Below are 19120 nucleotides of genomic sequence, written 5' to 3' on the forward strand. Positions count from 1 at the left end.
CTAAACAAGCCGCGCGGCCAGATCATCTAATCCCGTCTATTGGATAGATTGCAGACATCAAAAGGCGAACAAGCTCCGACTGTCGCCGCACCCCCGTTTTATCAAAAACGCGGGCAAGATGTGTTCGGGCCGTAGCGCGAGTAATGGACAAACGATCAGCCGCCGCCTGAATTCCATCGCCATTAAGTATCTCGATGGCGAAACTAGCTTCGGCGCGAGTTAAGCCGAATTGCTCGATCAGTTGACGGGACGCCGGCTTGGGAGTTCGTTCGGGATCGTTCACAAAAATGATTGCAACGGGTTTTTTACCGATTAGCCAATCCGGCAGGGGATGAAGTATTGGGGCAATCATCAATGCCAATGGCCACCGCCCGGCACCGCGCGAAAGCGAGAGATTTCCCCCGGACGACGGAAGCGCGCCCCTCTCTCCACATTTTGCAATGAGGGCGTGAAGCGCCAAAGTCTCGGAATGCACGCTACCCTCAAGAATCCCGTCTCGCTGCCGCAATCCCGCCTCGGCCGCAAAGAGGCTCTCCGCGCTCCTGTTGGCGAGCGTGACCGAGCTATTTACATCGACAAAGAGCACTCCTTCGTTAAGCCGATCCAAAGCCTGTCTTGAAGCTGCATGATTCATTTGCATTTGGGCTGACTTCAGGTTGATTTGAACTGCGCGCTGCAAATGCGGTGAAATAAGTTTGTAAAGAGCGACGTCGTCAGCGTCGAACTGTCGGCGCCCGTGCATTGTGACCACGGTTTGCCGGCCCTCTTCAACCAGAACAACTGAATTGAGCAGGCCTGCGATCCGCTGCGGCACAAGATAGTCGTTGAAAAATTCCGTACGTTCTAATTCCCTTCTGGGCATCACCATGGTGTCAGCCTGGACGGTCCCTGCTGGCGTATTTGGAACGCGCTGCCAAATCGGATTCACTGCGTGGTAGTGTTCAACGTAGCTTTTTATGGCAGCCGGCTGGACTCCAGCACAAAAGCCCCAGCATTCAGCCGGCGTTTTGCCCTGTCTTGCCATGCCTGCGGAGGGGGCACCGAAGGCTGCTGCGATACGCCCAAGAGCATCAGGCCAAAGATTGAAGTCCGTTCCCGCTTCGTAAATCGCCGCAATCAATGCCACTAAATCGCTTTCTCTGCTCATGAATCACCCGTCGGTTGCAAAGGCAGGACCACACAAATACGAAACACCGATCGCCCGTTGAAATTTCTCGTATCGGCCGAACGGCTGATGCGCCGGATAACGAAATGAAGTCGGATCATAGTTTCAGCGGATCGCAGGTAAAATACTCACCTCCGTGCCGGCAACTCGCCGAGGGTACTAAAAATGGCCGTTATCGCCAGTGTTTTCTCACGCGCAACTCCCGAGCGTCGATCGGAAGAAGGAACCGTCGCGTTCTTGGCCTTGTTCGGCGTTGTTGGGTTGGCCGTCTCGTTGTGGGTATTTAGCCGCGGCGTCGAATTGAGCGCAGAATTTTTCTAAACAGCCCAGTCTGCCGGGATCGTCATCCTTCAGCCAGGTACCGCCGCTGTTGCATGTTTAATCGGGGAACTTTTTTGGAGGGCGGCGGTGAAAACGATCCTTGGAATTGTTGAGCAGCTTTCGAACCGACAATTGTGGGCATTGTTTACACCGCGGTGGTTCGGCATCCCGTTCGCTTCTCCGGCTGCGTGCAAAGGAAGGATCGCTGTTTCGGAATTGGCGGGGGCTTCCGCGCGACGCGCGTTGGGATTGGCGAGCGTCATCTCCCTGGCAGTTGCGTTGGTACCCACTGCGGCCTCGGCGCAGTTCGTCTGTGCCGGCAGCGCGGACGGCAACGCGCCGCTAACGGGTGCGAGCGCAACTGCAGCGGGCGCCCCGGGTAACGTCGCCTGCGGACCGACGGCTAATGCCAGCGGCGCAGTCGATCCTGGCACCTCCAACACGGCTTTCGGCAATACCTCCAACGCCAGTGGCAACTCCAGCACCAATACTGCGACGGGCTCACTTGCCAATGCCAGCGGGAACGCCGGCCGCAACTCGGCCTTTGGCCGTGAGTCCAATGCCAGCGGCGCAGGCGGCTTTAACACCGCGACTGGCTATTTGGCCAATGCCAACGGTAGCAACGCCTCTAACTCCGCAACTGGTAGCGGGGCCAACGCGAGCGGTAACAACGCTTCTAACACCGCAAACGGTAGCGGGGCCAATGCGAGCGGCCTCGGTTTCAATACTGCTATCGGAGCAAATGCAAGCGCAATTGGCGACAGAGATCCCATAACGTTCATTGGCGGCATCAACACCGGTTTAGGAGCGTTTGCCAACGCGAACGGCAACGGCAGCCTCAATACCGCTATCGGTAACACCGCGCTTGCCAACGGCGATAATGCTCAGAACGTCGCGATTGGCTCGGATGCCTATGCACGCGCCGGCACAGGCAATAGTAACACCGCGGTTGGCGGCCTAGCAGCGGCAGGCGGCACCGGTGGGCCTTCCGGAACCGGCAACTTCCTGACAAATGTGGGTGCAACGGCGATCGGCTTTCAGGCACAGGCGGGAGCGGCCGCGGCGGGACAGACCAACGCCACTGCGATCGGCTTCCAGACGCAAGCGAATGCCCTCCAGGCGACCGCGATCGGTGCCGGCGCGCAGGCGACCGGCGTCTCATCCACGGCCACCGGCGTGGTGGCCCATGCGTTCGGGCTCAGTTCGACCGCTACCGGCGTCAATTCGCTCGCGGCGACGGACTTTACGACCGCAACCGGGGTGGCCGCGAGGGCGACTGGCTTCGCTTCGACCGCGACCGGCTCGTTCTCAACCGCCGCCGGCGACTACAACACCGCCAGCGGCGTGAGTGCGCTCGCCGGGGGCACCGCGGGGAACGGCTTCACCAACGCGAACAACACCGCGCTCGGCGGGCAAGCTCAGGCCGGCGCCACCGGAGTGGGGCAGACCAATGCCACGGCGGTCGGCTTTGGCGCGCTGGCTAACGCCCAAAACTCGGTTTCGCTGGGTTTCAATGCCAATTCGACCAGCGCGGGTGCCTCTACTGCGATAGGTGCCAACGCACAGGCAACGGGGCCCAACGCGATCGCCATTGGCGGCGTCGTGACTCCGGCCAACGCTCCCGTCGCCTCCGGGACGCAATCAATCGCAATCGGTGCACAAACCGTGGCAAGCAACACAACGGCGGTTGCGATAGGATCCGAAGCCGTGGCGACCGGCTTGAGTTCCTTGGCGATTGGCGGGGACGCCACCAATGCCGCGCTCGGGGCCCGGGCGACCGCGGATTTTACGACAGCCCTCGGGCAGGCGACGGTGGCGAGTCAAAACGGGGCAACGGCAATCGGATCGACCGCTACCGCGCGCTCAGTCGCCTCGGCCGTAGACGCACTTTCCATCCAGGGCGGCGCCGCCAACGGCCAGCGGGGCATTGCGATTGGCATCAATAGCGCCGCATCGGCGGTCGATACCGTCGCATTGGGCACGGGCACCGTCGCCAATGGTGCCAATTCCGTCGCCATCGGCCATCAAGCGCAAGTCAATGGTGCCCGCTCGACGGCGGTCGGCTTCAGCAATTCCGTCACCGGCATCAACAGCGGCGCCTTCGGTACCGGCAACATCGTAACCGGCAACGGCAGCTACGCCTTCGGCGATCCGAATGTGATCAACGGCGCCAGCACGTTCGTCACCGGCAACAACAATACGATCAACGGACCGGCCGTCGCCGGCAACGGTGACAATGTGCAGGTGGTCGGCTCGAACAACACGGTTGCCGGCACAGCGAGCGCGTCTGGCGCTTCGGTGCTCGGCTCCAACAATACCGTCAACGCCTCGAACGCAGTGGCGATCGGCAACGCGACGACGGTTACAGGCGCCAACGGCATCGCGATCGGACAGGGCAGCACGGCAGGATTCGCGAATTCTACCGCGTTCGGTCCGGGCGCAACAACCGCGCGGGCAAACCAGCAAGCGTTCGGCACGGGAACGAATACCTACACGATGGCGGGCATCACCTCTGCGGCCAGCTTGGCAGCCCAAACGGGGCCCGTTAGCATCGTTACGTCGGATGGCGCGGGAAATTTGGCGATGCTCGGTTCCGGAAGCATTGCCACCACCGCTTCCGTTGCTGCGCTGGATGGCCGCGTTACCAATCTCGAAAGCAACGTCAAAAGTCTCAACTTTGATGTCCGAAAATCATTCGAAGGCGCCGCAGTCGCTATTGCGATGGGTGGTGGCGCACTCCCTGACAACAAGAAATTTGCGATCTCTGCGAACTGGGGCAATTTTAGTGGCGAAAACGCGTTTGGCGGCATGGCTCAAATGCGGATAAGCAATAATTTCGTAGCGAACGCTGCCGTGGGTGCTGGATTTGCTCGGGGGGGCGTCGGTGCCCGGGTCGGTGGGACATTGGCTTGGTAAACTTATGGGTACGACGCGTCTTAGTTTTGATTCCGCTCGTGATTGGGGCTATTCCACCGTACGGTGTTTTAGCCCAGACCCCGCAGCTTCCGCCTGCACAGGCGGCGCCAAAATCCGCACAGATCGATAGGAACGGAGTACTGATCTTAATTCGCTCAGCGCTCATAGCGCTAGATCAGGCCAATAAGACTGGTAATTACACGGTCCTTCGTGATCTCGGCGCCCCAGGATTCCAAGCGAATACGGCCGCGCGCCTTGCCGAAATTTTCGTAGCGCAGCGTCGGGATAACATTGATTTATCGGGAGTCGCGGTTCTGGATCCTCAGTTAACTGTTTTACCACAAATCGAGCCTAACGGCATGTTGCGAATGGCCGGATTTTTCCCCTCCGTTCCGACGCAAGTTAATTTTGATCTCCTATACGCGCCGGTGAGCGGGCAATGGCGCTTGTTTGGAATTTCGGTCAACCTTGGCCAGGCTGCTCCGACAGCGCCGAATGCACCCTCTCCCGGCATAGAGGCCAAGTCTGTGCCGACCACGAAAAATTCACCTCCAACAGCGGCGGGGAAGCCCACGCCAGCACCGAAGTGATCACCCGCAGATGACAGAACGGCGTAGCCAAGTTTTTTCATGATTCACTCGGGCCCGCTCACCGCTTACTTCCAACGGCGGCAGGGTTTGTCGGTGGAGTTTCCTGCCCTTGTCGATCGAGGAGGACCCGAAGCACACAAATTCGAGACACCATTGGCCGGTTGAAATTCCTCGGATGGGCCGAGCGGCCGATGCGCCGGATAGCGAAATGAAGTGGGATCGTAGCTTCAGCGGATCTTCGTGAAGATAACTCGCCGGTGGCACCAAAATGACCGTTATCGCCAGTGTTTTCTCACGCGCAACTCCCGAGCGCCAATCGGAAGAAGGATCCATCGCGACCTCGGCCTTGTTGTGCGCAGAATTTTTCTAAACAACCCAAGTCTGTTTGCGAGGATAACCTAAGACCGGCTCGCAGGTTTCAGCTTCCCTTCGGCTTATTGCGCACAAACTCGCCGGCGGCGAGCCCAATCAGGCAAAAAACAAGCGTCACAACGCTAGAAAAAAGCACGGCCCAATCAGAGGGGGTGCGACTGAACTCGATGCTCAATCGCCCTAGATTGAAGGTATCGGTCAGTAGGGCAACAAGCAGACAAGCTCTGATAAAGTACCAGTTAGCCATGGGTGAAACCTTTGTCCTCATCAAGCGGTGCACCAGATTAATGCCGAGGTTTTTAATATTAACGATGGTGCCGGCTCGTTGATTTCAGCTCACGACCAAACCACCGCTTGCAGACCCGTGAAAACCGTCGATCAGATCAAGTATAGCGGAAATCACACATCGAGATTTTTGGTCCGCTTCCGTCCATCCATCGTGCGGTCTATGTCATTGAGAGCGCGAAGCCATATCTTTTCATCAGCGGTGCGACGCTCAAGATATCGCCGGCAACCAGGCAGGGGACTCCGGAAGAGCCAATCGTACAGGCGCAACTCGATATTTTGGGCGCCATCCAGATCAATGGGGCGGGAACCATGAGGTGGTGTATTCCCCCTTAGCTGTTGCGGGCCTGCTGCTTGCGTGTGGGGTGAAGGCCGGTCTGTTGGCAACCATAGCGACCGAACTGGTCTCGGATCCCTTTGCGGATGCCGAAAAAGCGATCTGGAAGCCCAGCTGTACAGACTCAATCGACAACGCCGCCAATCGAAAGCCAATGGAAGCCTATCGGCAAATCCTGACGTGTCCCGCTTTCTTCAACTCCCGCGAGCCATATGTCCCGGCGCCAGCGTCGCCACCTCCAGTTATCGCAGCGGCACCGCCGCCCATGATCGTCGATCCCGGACTGGTTCTTGGGGGGTATGCTCCAGAGCGATACAAAGAAAGCCTACCTGTGCCTGGGCTAAAGGAAGCCGCTAGTCCAGTGTGTCACCAAGGCGGATATACCGCTCGTGACAGTGAAGGCCGCCAGCTTCGGCTTGGACGTCTTTTGCGTTTAAGGCCTGACGCCATAGAGGACTCCCGGTCAAACCGGCGCCCGATCGCACTCATCGGCTCGCCGGCCTGCCAGCGATCCCAGACCCGGAACGGAACTCGCCCTGCCATGCGGATGTTGTTATGGTGCAGCGGATATGACAAGCATGCGGGGCCACCAACCGATGAGCTATTCAAACTTGCCACTGACGCGTTACGCGGCCAGCGGGGAGGTTAACGTCGCTTACCAAGTGATGGGCGACGGCCCCTTTGATCTCATCGTGATACCGGGCATCGTCTCGCATATCGAGTTCCTGCATGAGGTGCCCGGGTATACGGCTTTCCTGCGTCGTCTTTCAAAATTTGCCCGCGTCGTCACCTTCGATAAGAGAGGGCAGGGTCTTTCCGATAGAATCTCCGGCGCACCCACACTCGAAGAGCGCATGGATGATGTTCGCGCCGTGATGGACAATATCGGTTCTCGCCGAGCAGCCCTGCTCGGTTTTTCCGAAGGCTGCGCGCTGAGCGCTATGTTCGCGGCTTCCTATCCCGAGCGCGTATCGCATCTTGTCCTGTTCGGAGGATTCATCCGGTATGCGGACCTATTTAGCGCCGGTGATCCGGAACAGATAATCTCGGAACGTATGAAATTTTGGGGTACCGGCGCCATGATCCGAGGCGTCATTGCCAGCAAGGCAGCCAATCCGGAAGCGGTTTCCCAATTTGCCAAGTTCGAGCGGCTTTCGGCGAGCCCCGGCGCTTTCAAAGCGATTCAGTTTCTGAATTTGAAGATCAACGTCCGGCCGATCCTTCCCTCAGTGCGCATTCCGACGCTCGTCCTTCATCGTGCGACTGACGCGCTGATCCCGGTCCAGAAAGGACGCGATCTGGCCGCGCTCATCCCAGGCGCCAAGTATGTCGAATATCCCGATGGCGATCACGCGTTTTGGTCTGGCGATGTGGATGCGCTGCAGGGCGACATCGAGGAGTTCATCACGGGACACCGCGAGACTTCCTCAACCGATCTTGAACGTATCCTGGCCACAGTCCTTTTCACTGATATTGTAGATTCGACCCGAAGGGCCGCGGAGATGGGCGATCAAATCTGGCGTCGGCTACTGGACAATCACGACCAACTGGCGAAACAGATTGTGGATGAGCACCGTGGGAATTTAATCAAGACCACAGGTGACGGCATTCTCGCGACCTTTGATGGACCCGGCCGGGCCGTGCGCTGCGCGCTGACATTTGCGGCAGCCGCCAAGCAGATCGGCTTGTCGTTACGCTCGGGTCTCCATACCGGAGAGATCGAGGTCAGAGGCCGCGATATCGGCGGGATCGCGGTTCACGCAGCTGCCCGCGTCATGGCAAAATCCGGGGCCCAGGAAGTGATGGTATCGCGCGTCGTCACCGATCTCGTGGCGGGCGCGGGATTGAAGTTCGATGAACGGGGAGCACATGAGCTCAAGGGACTCCCCGGCCGATGGGAGTTGTTTGCAGCAAGTGCATAGCGGCTAATTTTAGCTAGGTTTTCACGGGCAGCCGATAGAGGTCTACTTGTGGCGCTTTTGAGACATGCCGACCGTTCCTGACAAAGTCCGCTCCCGCGGGAAGACCGGAAGTCGATGATGTTCGGTCAAACCGACGCGAATGACCCCGATGCAGACATGGGATCACGCTCAAGTCCTCGGCGTTCGGCTATTTAATTTGAAATATTAGAGTGCCGATGGCTCATTTAAATTAGGTGCGATGTCGGATAACCAGTGCAATAATCTTGTGGCGGCCCTTGCGGCTCAAAATAAAACCGCGCAGGTTGGGCAAATGGGCGCGGAATTATGACGCACTCGCGTGTTGTCACAAAGCGGCCAAATACCGAAGTGGCCGCTATCCCAATAGATAACGCCCGCGCGACGGTAGGCGAGACTACCATACAACGACACGCAAACGTCCCGGATCGTCGGACTGCCCGTGCTGGCTTCAGTCGCGCAAAACTATTGGGGAATGAAATGAAGTTTGCGCCTGCCGGTCCCGCCGTGGCTAGCGGGGGCGTCGGTGACCACCTAGGAGTCTGATATAGTTAGCTGGGGTTTGTGACACTTTTGTAAAACCAATTTGTCGCATTAGGGCCTTGCTACTGCCATGGGGAAGCGCTAATTTTATTTAATTTTTTAAATAAGAGGGAGTAGCTCATGGCCAGCCTTCGCACAATGTTACTGGCTTTTGTGTTTTCGCTCACAGCCGCAGCAGGCTCTGCATCAGCTACTGTCGTCTACGACGGAGGCCCTTCCGATGGCTTAAGTGGCAACGAAGCCACACATTGGCTCCAAACGGAGAACTTTACTCTTGGTAGTTCAAACCAGATTACCGGAGCCGTCATCTATATTGGAGGATTTGGCGGAACGCCAAGCGGAATAGGTAATTGGTTGTCCAGCCCCGTGGTCAACTATAGTTTTTACTCCGATTCGTCGGGAGGCATTGGAAGCCTGCTGGTTTCCGGGTCGGGTGCGAACATCGTAACTACGGATACCGGCGCGCCCTTCGTCAGCGGCAGTGACGTATATGAGGTCGCATTTAACCTTGCTTCGCCATTCACGGCATCAGGTGGCGCCCAGTATCATTTCGGCTTCCACCTCTCAAACGAGACGTCCGGCGTCTTGCCGTTTAATTCAATTTACTGGGTAACCACGCCTTCAATAGCTTCGAACACTGGTATTGAGAGCGAAAATGCCGCTCAGAATAACTGGGCTGACAATGGTCAGAGGCATGCATTCCAGCTTACGAGTGCCGTCCCCGAACCCTCCACATGGGCTATGATGGTCCTCGGCTTCGCTGGCATCGGCTTTATGGCGTATCGCCGCAAATCGAAGCCAGCATTGATGGCTGCGTGATCCACAGTCATCAGAATTTAACTGGCCGCCTTCGGGCGGCCCTTTTATTTGATAGCCTGCATGTCCGGGTTTGATGCTGTGGACGGCTCCTCCACCGGGCACGTGAGTGCCATGGATGTGGGCGCTGCTAATGCTCCCACGATTCAGAGGAGCCCAACATGCAGACAATCACGACAATCGGTCTCGACATCGCCAAGTCGGTCTTCCAGGCGCACGGGGTTGATGCCACCGGCCAGGTGGTCATCCGCCGCCAGTTGAAGCGGCGCCACGTCCTGGCGTTCTTTCAGAAGCTGTCACTATGCCTGGTTGGCATAGAGGCTTGCGCCTCGTCGCACCATTGGTCGCGCGAGCTTCAGGGGTCACAAGGTGTGGTCGATACCGCCGGCCTTTGTGAAGCCCTACGTCAAGCGGCAGAAGAATGACGCGACTGACGCGGAGGCCATTTGCGAGGCAGTCACCAGGGCCAACAGGCGGTTCGTGCCGACCAAGACTCCTGAGCAACAGGGCGGCCTGGTGCTGCACCGCACGCGTCACCTGTTCATCCGTCAGCAGACCGCGGTGATCAATGCGATCCGGGCCCATCTTGCCGAGTTCGGGATCGTTGCACCGGTCGGGCGCCACGGGGTCGAGGAGCTGCTCAATGTCGTAGCCGATCCAAACGATAGGCGAGTTCCGGAGATGGCTCGTGCGTGTCTGTCGGCATTCGGGCTCTTCAAACGAAGCAGACAAGAACCACAAAGCCGAATCGTCGTAGCAGTAAGCGTCAGTCCGACTTTAGACTGGCGATGCTCATGCACCGACCAGTTGCAGATCTAGAAAGGGCTGAGGCTAGTCTTCGAAGCGAAGATTGGCGGTCCTTAGGACCAAACGCGATCGCCGGCCTCGGTATCAAGTTAAGGAACTGGCAATAATTGCGAGTCATCATCCGGACATTAGGGGTTAGCTGTAGGTTTCATAGTGGTCTGCTTCATTTCGCGAGGCGGAGGCTGATTTAATTGCAGGATAAGATCAATGCTTCCATTAAAGAGGGGGCGGGTCTGCTGAAAAATTCCGCAGAAAGCATTGAAGCGCAAAGTAGAACTGCCGTTGGAACTGTACCTAGCGAAGCAGCCCAAATTGCTCGAGAGCTGCGCGATGGCGCGCGTGAGATCCTGACAAGCCAGGAATATCAGAATTCAAAGATCAAGTTTTAAACCGTTGTCGTCATCCAACCGAAAAGCCCGTTATGGTCGAAACTCGTAATGCGCGCCGCTACCGTGTCGCAAAGTCCGCGAAGATCGATCATGGCGGCGATAAGATCGCCTGCATACTTCGCGACATTTCCGCAACCGGGGCAGCGATTGAGATTCTTGATCTCGTCCGAGCACCCACGGAGTTCACATTGATCGTTCCTGAAGACGGACTGAGGCTACGGTGCCGCGTTGTTTGGCGGAAAGAATATCGGATCGGCGTTACGTTCGATTAGTAAACCCAGCCAGGGCGATCATGACTAGAAGCGCTGGCCAAACACTTCAGTGGTCGAAAATGTCAAGCGGGAAGAGCGAACCGAAGGGGCTAGATAGCGACCTCTACTGCGTAAAATGTAGCTTCAAAATGCGATTTTCCTGCACCGAGCCGCATTCGGCCGGCTTTGTGCATTTTGTTTACGAATGCCGCGATTGCCGCAGCACGCAAAGCTTTGTCACGGCAGTCTGACATGGAGATTCATCATGCAGCTTATTGCGTGTCGCTCCTATCCATTTCTTGATGCCCAAACGCTTGAAGAGCGAAGCGCGCGCGACACTCTATTAAGGGCCGGTGAGAACGAATTCCTCCTGCATATGACGGCTGACGACGGGGTCGAAGAGCGGCTAGTTCGTTTTGATTGCAGGGCTGCTTTGGTTTGGATCAACCAGGAGGAGCATGAATACGGTACCAATTGGGAGTGACGTTAAGGAGCAGAACGCCGCCCTGCGCGGCAATCCGCAAAACCAGCAGGAAATCTGAGGCGCAGTTGGCGGGTGTGTTACAACGTGCGCGCACGCTGTCTATTAGAAGGCCGCGAAGTGTCAAAGTGAGTCGGCTGGTTTTCGAGCTGCAGATCAGAGTGAGTTGGGGCAACGGCCGGCTACTATCCACAGACACGTCAGCCGACATTCAATCAAGAGTAGGCCCAAGCTAGAAGGCCAGGCAGTTTGGCACCTATCACGTTCACCCAAGCATTACTTTTGGCGACTAAGCTCAAGCAAGTGATCGTAGCTGCCCGGCCTCGTCGGCGGTGCTAATACTTTTTTGAAGCGATTGTTTGCAGAAGTTTCCTCGGCTCGCTCCTCCCTGAGATTGGAACGGCCGAAGCATTTTGGATGCTTGGCCAAATGATGGAACCGGGGTCATTTCTGCAGGAGCTAGAGGAGGCCGTCTCGCGAGGATCGGCCGAGAGCCGGCTACGAGCGCTTTGGCATGCGACCGATTTGCTGATAGCCGGCCGGTATACTGAGGACGAGATTTGGATCTTCGGCGAGGTCATCGGACGGTTGGCAGACGGAATTGAAGTGGCCGCTCGAGCCCAGCTCGCCAAGCGGCTGCTCCGCACCGACAATGCCTCCATTAACATCGTCAAGAAACTTGCTTTTGACAATTCCATTGAAGTTGCTGGCCCGATGCTTCAGCACTCCACTCGGCTCGATGCCAAGACGTTGGTCTCAAATATCAGAACCAAAAGCCAGTCGCACCTTCTGGCAATCACCAAACGACATTCTCTTCCCATCGTGGTAACGGACGAACTCGTAACACGCGGCAACCGGGAAGTCGTGAACTCAGTTGCGACAAACAGCGGCGCTCGGTTTTCTGATTTCGGCTTTTTGCATATGATCAAGCGCTCAGAGGCCGATTCAATTCTCGCCGAGCAACTCGGCCTTCGGAAGGACATTCCAAGACATATTTTCCAGCAATTGATTGCAAAAGCATCGGACGATGTAAGGCGAAAACTTGAGTGGGAGCGTCCAGATCTATTGGATCAAATTCAGACCTCGGTGATCGACGTCACCGGGGCGCTCCAGTCAAAGTTCGGCCCGGCTTCGATGAGCTACTTTAATGCAAAGAAGCTCGTAGCGGCCCGGCATGGACGTGGCGATTTGAATGAAAGCAGCATTCTGGAATATGCCCGTTTCCACAAATTCGAAGAAACCACAGTTGGACTTTCAATACTATGCTCTTTGCCGGTGGACGTGGTGGAGCGAGCGCTTCTTGATAGTAGCCGAGAGATGATTATGATCCTCGGCAAAGCCCTCAACTTTGAGTGGGTGACGACGATGTCTCTTCTCTTTCTTGCTGCAAAAGATCATCGGATCTCTGCGTTAGACTTGGATCATATGCGAGAAGAGTTTTCACGCCTCAACACCGAGACGTCACGGACAGTCCTTCGTTTCTATAAATCGCGCAAGAACGCGGCGGCGGCCGATTCGGAACAGCGTCATCTGCCTCAACTTCACACACACTGAGAAATCAAGCGCGACCTTCATTCAAATGGCGGAAACTCGGATTCCTGTCATACGGGCCGGACGCTCGACAACTTTGTCGGCGCGCGGTGGGTCTTGCAGACAAGATCTTGAAGGGAGAGAAACCGGCTGAGAGTCCGCTAGAGCAGCCGACAAGATTTAATCTCATGGTAAGTCTAAACGCGGCGCAACATTGCTTGCGCTCGCAGGCTCGCCGACTTCCGGGGTCGGCACCGAGCTGACGTGGCTAGCCTTTTGGGCGACGTCCGCTTTCAGGGGCGAACTGGAAGTCGGATTTCGGACCCGTCAGGTCGCCTTTTGGACCCGAATGTATGGTCCGGCCGCGCGTTGCGAGTGGATGTTTCCGAGCTGACGGTGAGCGGTCTTGCATCAATGTATCCGGCCTTCGATTGGAGTGTGTGGTGTTCCGGGCCATCATGGATAACTCGGCTCGTTCACCATTCGAGAAAACTCCGCCACCGCATGTTCGAAGCGCTGCAAACTGGCCGGCTCGCTGACGCCGGCCATTAATTCGGCTTCCAGAAGATCGGCCGCCGACGCCACTTCCGGCGCGTCGAATTGAGCGGCGAGACCAGCGAGCCGATGGACGTCGCCAATCGATCCTTCGGTGAGCTTGTCCTGCAAAATTGCCTGGCCGCGCATCACAATTTCCGCGCGGGCCTGACGCGTCAGGTTCTGCAACTCTTCCTCGAATCCGGCGGAGCCATGCGGGTCCTGATGGGAATGCAACGAAAATACCGCTTGAATCGCGGCACGCAGTTGTTCGCTCGAAACCGGTTTGTGAAGCACGCGTGCGGCGCCCATGCCATTGGCCCGCTCCGTTATCGCAAACGCGGTTGAAGCCGTCAGGATGATGAATTGGGCCGGGCCGCCGCGAACCGACCTTTCCATGGCTTCCAGAATCTGGAAGCCGTCTATGTCTGGAAGTCCGACGTCAAGCAGAACGAGATCGAACCGGCCGGCCTTGTAAAGCGTCAGCGCGGTGCCGCCATCCTCGGCTTCGCCGACCACGTGTCCATCCCGGCGCAGCATCGTGGCGATCATCCGGCGGTTAAGCGAAACGTCTTCGACCAGCAGGATGCTGAGCGGCGCGATCGACGGCTCGGGCACATGCGAAATCGCCGCCGCTTCGGCATCGAAGACGAAGGTGAAGGCGGCGCCTTTCGAAGCCTTGTTTTCTGCCGTAAGTGTTCCACCCATTCGCTCTGCAATCCGGCGCGACAATGCCAGCCCGAGGCCAAGTCCGTCGGCGTCTTCGCGCTCGCCTCGCTCGAAGGGTTCGAAGAGACGCAGCAGTTGCGCGTCGGTCAGCCCGCTGCCGGTATCTTCCACGACGATCGAAATTTCGATCGTTCCATTCCCGGTACTCGGTCTGCACATCACACGAACATTGATCCGCCCGCGATCGGTATACTTGACGGCGTTCGACAGCAAATTGCGTACGACTTGACGGACGCGATCGCCATCTATCCTCACGATGACCGACGGCGGCTGCAGATCAACGGCAAACCCTATATTCTTGCGCTTTGCAGCGTTCGCCGCGAGCTGCGACTCCGATTCGACCAGCGCGGCGACATCGAGCGGCTTCAGATTGAGCGGCGCGCCGCCGCCCAGAGCCGCCAGATCGGTCAAATCATCGACCACGGTCTTGAGGCTGCCGAACACCTCGCGAAGTTCGCTCATGCTCACTTCCGAGGGGGCCTCGGCCGCCAGATCGAGCAGACCTTGCATGCCCTGCAGCGGTGTGCGCAATTCATGACCCACTTCGGCGAGAAAGCGGGATTTGGCGCGCTCCGAGCGATGAGCCAGGGCCGCTTTCAATTGTGCTTCGGCTATTTGCGGGGCCAGCGGCGCATCATGATCTGCGCCGCCAAGCGACTTTCCGCCGGTTTTGGCAAATGCGCCCCAGGCATTCCAGATACCCCGCGCAATAGCGTCATAGCGAGCCGCGACATCGTTTCTTCCAAAGCTGCGCGCGGCAGCCGCGGCACATTCCGCCGCGATTCCGGCTTCAAGTCGCGATGATCCCGATGAGGCGCTCTCGACGGCGGTGGCATAGGCAAGCAGGCAGCGTTCTACCGCGCCCTTCTGCCGCAACCGTTCCGCCTCCAGGATCAGCAGCTTGCGCTGGTGATCGGCGGGATTGAGTGCGGCGACGCGGCGGATGTAACGAAGGTCGCTGCGGCGCAACGGAAGACCGTGTTTCAACCGGGCGAGGTTTTCGTGCAGCCGCCAGACGGCTCCGCCCGGATGCGGGTCCACTACCGGGCGGCCGGCATCGTGCTTGTTGGCCAGCGCCAGCACGCCGGCCCAATCGCCGCGCATGGCCAGAATTTCCATCAAGATGATCGGCGGGCCCATTCCGGCAATGACGCCAAGCCTTGTCCAGGGTTCATCTTCGAGCTGATTGAAGCCGCGGGGATCCCTGAACACCCTTATCGTTTCGAGGAACGCAAGCAGACCTTGAAGGCCGATAGCGTCGCCCAACTGTTCGGCCTTTTCGATCGAATCCTTCAGAACTTCGACAAGCCCGTCAAGTGTGGGCTCGCTGCGCCACACGATCCGCGCAAAATTTCGGACGGCCTGCGCGGCATAAACGACGTCGCCTTCGGAGATCGCAACGTCGTAGACGTTCACAACATGGTCGCGCAGGGCGGTCATCGGAACAGACCAGATCAGGCCGAGATAGAATGCCCGGTACAATGTAGCCCCACGGCCGAAGGCCGTCGGCGGAATCGTGCTGTTCGCTATCGCCGTCCCCAGCTCGGCGGCCTTCCGCAAATTGCCAAATTCCCCGTAGAGAACAGCGTCCACGCTCTGGTAGTTCGCGGAACGATAACCGAAGCGACGCGCGAGGGTGGATGAATGCAACGAGCAGAGCAGCATCAGCGCCGGGTCCCGCGCATAAGCGATGAGGGCTGCAAAATTCAGGACCCGACGCAATGGCGGGATCGTCTCCGCGTTGTGGCCTGCCGGAAAAGCACGACGGGGAAGCAGCCGGCTCAAATGCCATCGGGCGACCGCCGCAAGCCGGTGGATTTTTCGCGCCTTGGCCGGCAGCCTTAGACCGAAACGGCGAAGGCCCGCGAGCGCCCATGTCCATGCCAGGTCTGGTTCGCCCGCCATCGACGCTGCAAGAATGGCGGTCTGATACGCGTCGGCAACCTGCTCGTCCGTCATCGCGAGCGCGATCATCTCTTCGACGCGACTACGCATCAGGGCGGAATCGCGTCGAGCCGCCGACGCCAGCGACGCTTCGCGAAGGATCAGCGCGTCCGCCTCGCGATCAAGGCCAGGTTCGCGCAAGCGCAGCGTCCAGGAGGCTTCAGCAAACGAATTGGCCGTGGCGTTATCGGCCGCGTTGCGCGCCAGCGATGCTTCTCTCGCAAACAGATCCCGCCAAAGACCGGGCGCCGCATCCTGCAGGCCGGCGGCGATTCGAAACCTCAATGCCGGGTTCAACAACGCAGAACCGCCATGGAGAATGCGCAGGCGCTCGGACATGGCGGAGGCAATCGGGATTTTCGCCGCCGGGCCTAACGCCTCGAGCAGACCAAGGCGCAGGCTATCATGTACGAAGCCCAGGTTGGCCTCCGAGACGTTGACGATTCCTTGACGTTGCAACTGTTGTGCCGCCCGCTCGATGTCACCAACCGGACGGTTCAGGGCTTCGGCGACACGGGCAAGTGGCGTTCGATCTCCCCAGAGGGCGAATGCCGCGCCGATTTCTAGAATGTCGCGAGGAAGCGTGTGCGCGCGCGTGACGATGGTGTCGGTGACATCGTGCCGATCGATGCTTGCCGCAGCCGCGCTGTCGACAATCCAGGCTCCATCCTTCTTCGCAATAGCCGACCGGTCGAGAAGCGCTCGCGCGGTCTCCTTCAGATCGAACGGCAATCCGCTGTTGTTTCCATCCAGCCAGGCGTCAATGACGGTGCCAGCGGCATGATCGCCGACGGCTTCGCCCAGCAACGCAATCTGATCCTCCGGGCCGAGCGGCCCGAGTTCGATGAGTTGGGCATGCGCCCGCTTCGCGCTGGACAATTCCGTTTCGCCGCTTCGCTCGGCGAAGATAACCGTGCAAAGCCGCAGCGATTGATCGCGGGTGACGAGGATGACCAGCACGTGCGCATCCTGCGGGGCGCGTTGCCAGTCATCGATAAAAAGGACGACCGGCGTGCCAAATCCATAGAGCCAGCGGATCAATCGCGCGATGGCGTCAATGATACGCGCCCTGCCTTCCCCGCCGTGGAGGGCCGGCGAAGGCATTCGTTTCGGTGACGACAGAACATCGATCGGTTCGAAGCCGGCACTTTCAAGAAGGGATAACTGACTGCCGATTGCCTTAAGGAGCGAGTCAGCGCCGGCGGCTGGATCGTAAAGCAGATCGAGTGCCTTGCTGACCGCTTGCGACAGCGCCAGCAGGATCGGGGCAAATCCGCTCGTGGCATCACCTTCCGCATACTTGGCGCGGCCGATCACGGTGCCTTGCTGCGCGAGGTCGGAAAGCACGGATTCGACCAGAAAGGTTTTTCCTGCGCCGGACTGGCCACGCAAGATCACGAGTCCGGTGTCCGGATCGGCGAGTGCCGTCATCAGGCGGCGCCGCTCCGCTCCGCGTCCGACCAGCTTCAAGTCACGCCTCCTCGACCGCTATTCCCAGTCGGTAGCCGAACCCCGGCGCGGTTACGATCAGATTCGGTTCGTCCGTGTCGTCGCCGAGCTTGCGCCGGAGCCGGCTTACCAGCGTATCGACGGATCGCAGGTCCGAATCCATCGGTCGCCGGCTGATGGCGGACAGCAATCCTTCACGGCTGACGATCTTCGAATTGGCCTCGATCAGGCACGTTATGATTTCGAATTCGCCGCGCGTCAGGCTGGCGGTCAAGTCGCCCGAGACCGCGCTGCGCGCTTCAAGGTCGACCAGCCAGCGGCCGAGGCGCTTGCGCTTGCCACGCATCGGAGAGCACCGTCGCATCACGCTCCGAATTCGCGCTGCCAGTTCGCCATGATGCACAGGCTTGACCAGATAATCGTCCGCACCGAGATCGAGCGCCTCGATGCGGGCTTCAGGGGTGCCTCGCCGCGTCACGATCAGGATCGCAAGGTCGGTCTGTTCGCGAAGTTCCTTGACCAGGCTCAGACCGTTAAGCCCGGGCAGGCCGACGTCAAGGACGATGGCTTCGACGCGTTGCCCACGCAGCAAGGCCTTGCAGGCAAGGGCGTCCGCCGCTTCCAGAACCTCGAAGTTCTGTTCCCGCAGTCCCAACGCGATCGCGCGCCGCGTGAGCGTCTCATCCTCGACGACAATGACCCTGATCATCCCAACCCCGGACCACAGACTAGCTGACGGGTGATGGCTCCGTAAAGGCGAACGACCGGACTAGACAGGGATTCTCACCTCCGTTGACAACACGTTCACATGGGAACTCGAAAGACGCGCTCTCTTTCGAGCCGGGCATTTGCAACGAAACATTTAAGGGCTTGGCGCCGTGGCGATTACAGCTGGCGCGTCCTGAGGGACGTTGCTGTGATCACTCGAGTTCGCCTCGCAGCGTGTTCCAGCGGTGGAACCGTCTCTTCTCGTGCAAATCCCAACAAAATCGAACCCATTCACATGCCGTTCACAGCAGCGGCGCGGCGCGTGTCCTAGAAAAAGTGCGGCCATGCGCTTTGCCTGGCCGCCTTAAATTTTTTGTCCGGCCAAATTTACTGGGGCGCGAAAATGAAAACGAAATTATTGCTCGCGACTGTTTTCGCTGCCAGTGCCGCGGCATTTGTAACGGAAACGCCTGCGAATGCCGCGGGCTGCGGTGGCTATGTCAATATCATGCAGTGGGGCTGCGCCCCCTGGGACAACAATCCACCAAAGAAAGGCGTGACCCCGGGTTATCCAGCCATCGCACCGAAAATAACGGTGCAGCCGCCAGCGTCGGTCATCTCGAATGATGGCGGCAGTCTCGCCAAGGCAGGAGCGCCTGTCATCTCGAATGACGGCGGCAGTGTCATTTCGAATGATGGCGGCAGCGCCGTCGCCAAGAACACCGCCGGTCTCGTCGGCAATGCGGGCGGCACTTTTGTCGGGAACAACGGCAGCGCAGTCCTTCAGAAGTCGGGCAACGGCCTCGTTTCCGACAACGGGCTCGGTCTTGTCGCGACGGGAGGCGGTAACGCAATTTCCGACAACGGCGCTGGTATCATCAGCCGTGATGGCGCCGGCCTCCTTGGCCAAGACGGTAGCAGCCTTGTCCGTAATGGTGCTGCTCTCCTTGGCCAGGACGGTAGCAGTCTTGTCCGTAATGGTTCCGGTCTCCTCGGCCAAGACGGTAGCAGTCTTA

At 58.6% G+C, this 19120-nt stretch carries 12 protein-coding genes and 2 pseudogenes; 9 read left to right on the plus strand and 5 right to left on the minus strand.

Annotated features, from left to right (window positions below):
• Positions 1 to 22: 22 nt before the first annotated feature.
• Positions 23 to 1147: a helix-turn-helix transcriptional regulator gene (locus tag BLR13_RS28305; RefSeq protein WP_079585710.1), complete on the minus strand. Its 1125-nt coding sequence runs from the start codon at positions 1145 to 1147 to the stop codon at positions 23 to 25.
• 183 nt (positions 1148 to 1330) lie between these two features.
• Between BLR13_RS28305 and BLR13_RS40495 the strand changes: the two genes are divergently transcribed.
• Both BLR13_RS40495 and BLR13_RS28310 read left to right on the plus strand, forming a co-directional pair.
• Positions 1331 to 1486, plus strand: a complete 156-nt coding sequence (locus tag BLR13_RS40495; RefSeq protein WP_154070751.1) for a hypothetical protein — start codon at positions 1331 to 1333, stop codon at positions 1484 to 1486.
• Between the two features lie 87 nt (positions 1487 to 1573).
• On the plus strand, positions 1574 to 4402 hold the full coding sequence (locus tag BLR13_RS28310) for a beta strand repeat-containing protein (protein ID WP_143039640.1): 2829 nt from the start codon (positions 1574 to 1576) through the stop codon (positions 4400 to 4402).
• A 322-nt stretch (positions 4403 to 4724) separates the two neighbouring features.
• Here BLR13_RS28310 and BLR13_RS42670 read toward each other — a convergent pair whose 3' ends face one another.
• The gene (locus tag BLR13_RS42670; protein WP_157793730.1) at positions 4725 to 5033 is read right to left on the minus strand and encodes a hypothetical protein; all 309 of its coding nucleotides are present in this window, start codon (positions 5031 to 5033) and stop codon (positions 4725 to 4727) included.
• 1549 nt (positions 5034 to 6582) lie between these two features.
• On the opposite strand from BLR13_RS42670, the gene BLR13_RS28325 reads away from it, so the two are divergent.
• The 7 genes and pseudogenes from BLR13_RS28325 to BLR13_RS28355 all read left to right on the plus strand — a co-directional run bounded on the left by BLR13_RS28325 (position 6583) and on the right by BLR13_RS28355 (position 12764).
• Positions 6583 to 7908: an adenylate/guanylate cyclase domain-containing protein gene (locus tag BLR13_RS28325; RefSeq protein WP_074817092.1), complete on the plus strand. Its 1326-nt coding sequence runs from the start codon at positions 6583 to 6585 to the stop codon at positions 7906 to 7908.
• 1275 nt (positions 7909 to 9183) lie between these two features.
• Positions 9184 to 9285, plus strand: a pseudogene (locus BLR13_RS42675) (PEPxxWA-CTERM sorting domain-containing protein); the annotation flags it as partial.
• Positions 9286 to 9443: 158 nt separating this feature from the next.
• A pseudogene (locus tag BLR13_RS41930) lies at positions 9444 to 9904 on the plus strand (IS110 family transposase); the annotation flags it as partial.
• A 376-nt stretch (positions 9905 to 10280) separates the two neighbouring features.
• On the plus strand, positions 10281 to 10478 hold the full coding sequence (locus BLR13_RS40505; RefSeq protein WP_143039638.1) for a hypothetical protein: 198 nt from the start codon (positions 10281 to 10283) through the stop codon (positions 10476 to 10478).
• A gap of 32 nt (positions 10479 to 10510) precedes the next feature.
• A complete protein-coding gene (locus BLR13_RS28345; RefSeq protein WP_074817071.1) occupies positions 10511 to 10750 on the plus strand; it encodes a PilZ domain-containing protein in 240 nt (79 codons plus the stop codon).
• A 244-nt stretch (positions 10751 to 10994) separates the two neighbouring features.
• Entirely contained in the window at positions 10995 to 11213 is a 219-nt protein-coding gene (locus tag BLR13_RS28350; protein WP_074817068.1) for a hypothetical protein, read from the plus strand.
• A gap of 426 nt (positions 11214 to 11639) precedes the next feature.
• Complete coding sequence (locus BLR13_RS28355) at positions 11640 to 12764, plus strand: DUF2336 domain-containing protein (RefSeq protein ID WP_074831011.1); 1125 nt, start codon at positions 11640 to 11642, stop codon at positions 12762 to 12764.
• Between the two features lie 432 nt (positions 12765 to 13196).
• Here the strand turns inward: BLR13_RS28355 and BLR13_RS28360 are convergent, their stop codons facing one another.
• From BLR13_RS28360 to BLR13_RS40510, 3 genes are all read right to left on the minus strand, one after another.
• Positions 13197 to 17417, minus strand: a complete 4221-nt coding sequence (locus BLR13_RS28360) for an ATP-binding protein (protein WP_074817065.1) — start codon at positions 17415 to 17417, stop codon at positions 13197 to 13199.
• Between the two features lies 1 nt (position 17418).
• Positions 17419 to 18105 (minus strand): response regulator transcription factor, encoded by a 687-nt coding sequence (locus BLR13_RS28365; protein WP_074817062.1) that lies wholly within the window; start codon positions 18103 to 18105, stop codon positions 17419 to 17421.
• Between the two features lie 414 nt (positions 18106 to 18519).
• Positions 18520 to 19104, minus strand: a complete 585-nt coding sequence (locus BLR13_RS40510; RefSeq protein ID WP_143039637.1) for a hypothetical protein — start codon at positions 19102 to 19104, stop codon at positions 18520 to 18522.
• Between the last annotated feature and the right edge of the window lie 16 nt (positions 19105 to 19120).

Origin of the sequence: Bradyrhizobium ottawaense (genome assembly GCF_900099825.1) — a bacterium.
GTDB lineage: Bacteria > Pseudomonadota > Alphaproteobacteria > Rhizobiales > Xanthobacteraceae > Bradyrhizobium > Bradyrhizobium ottawaense_A.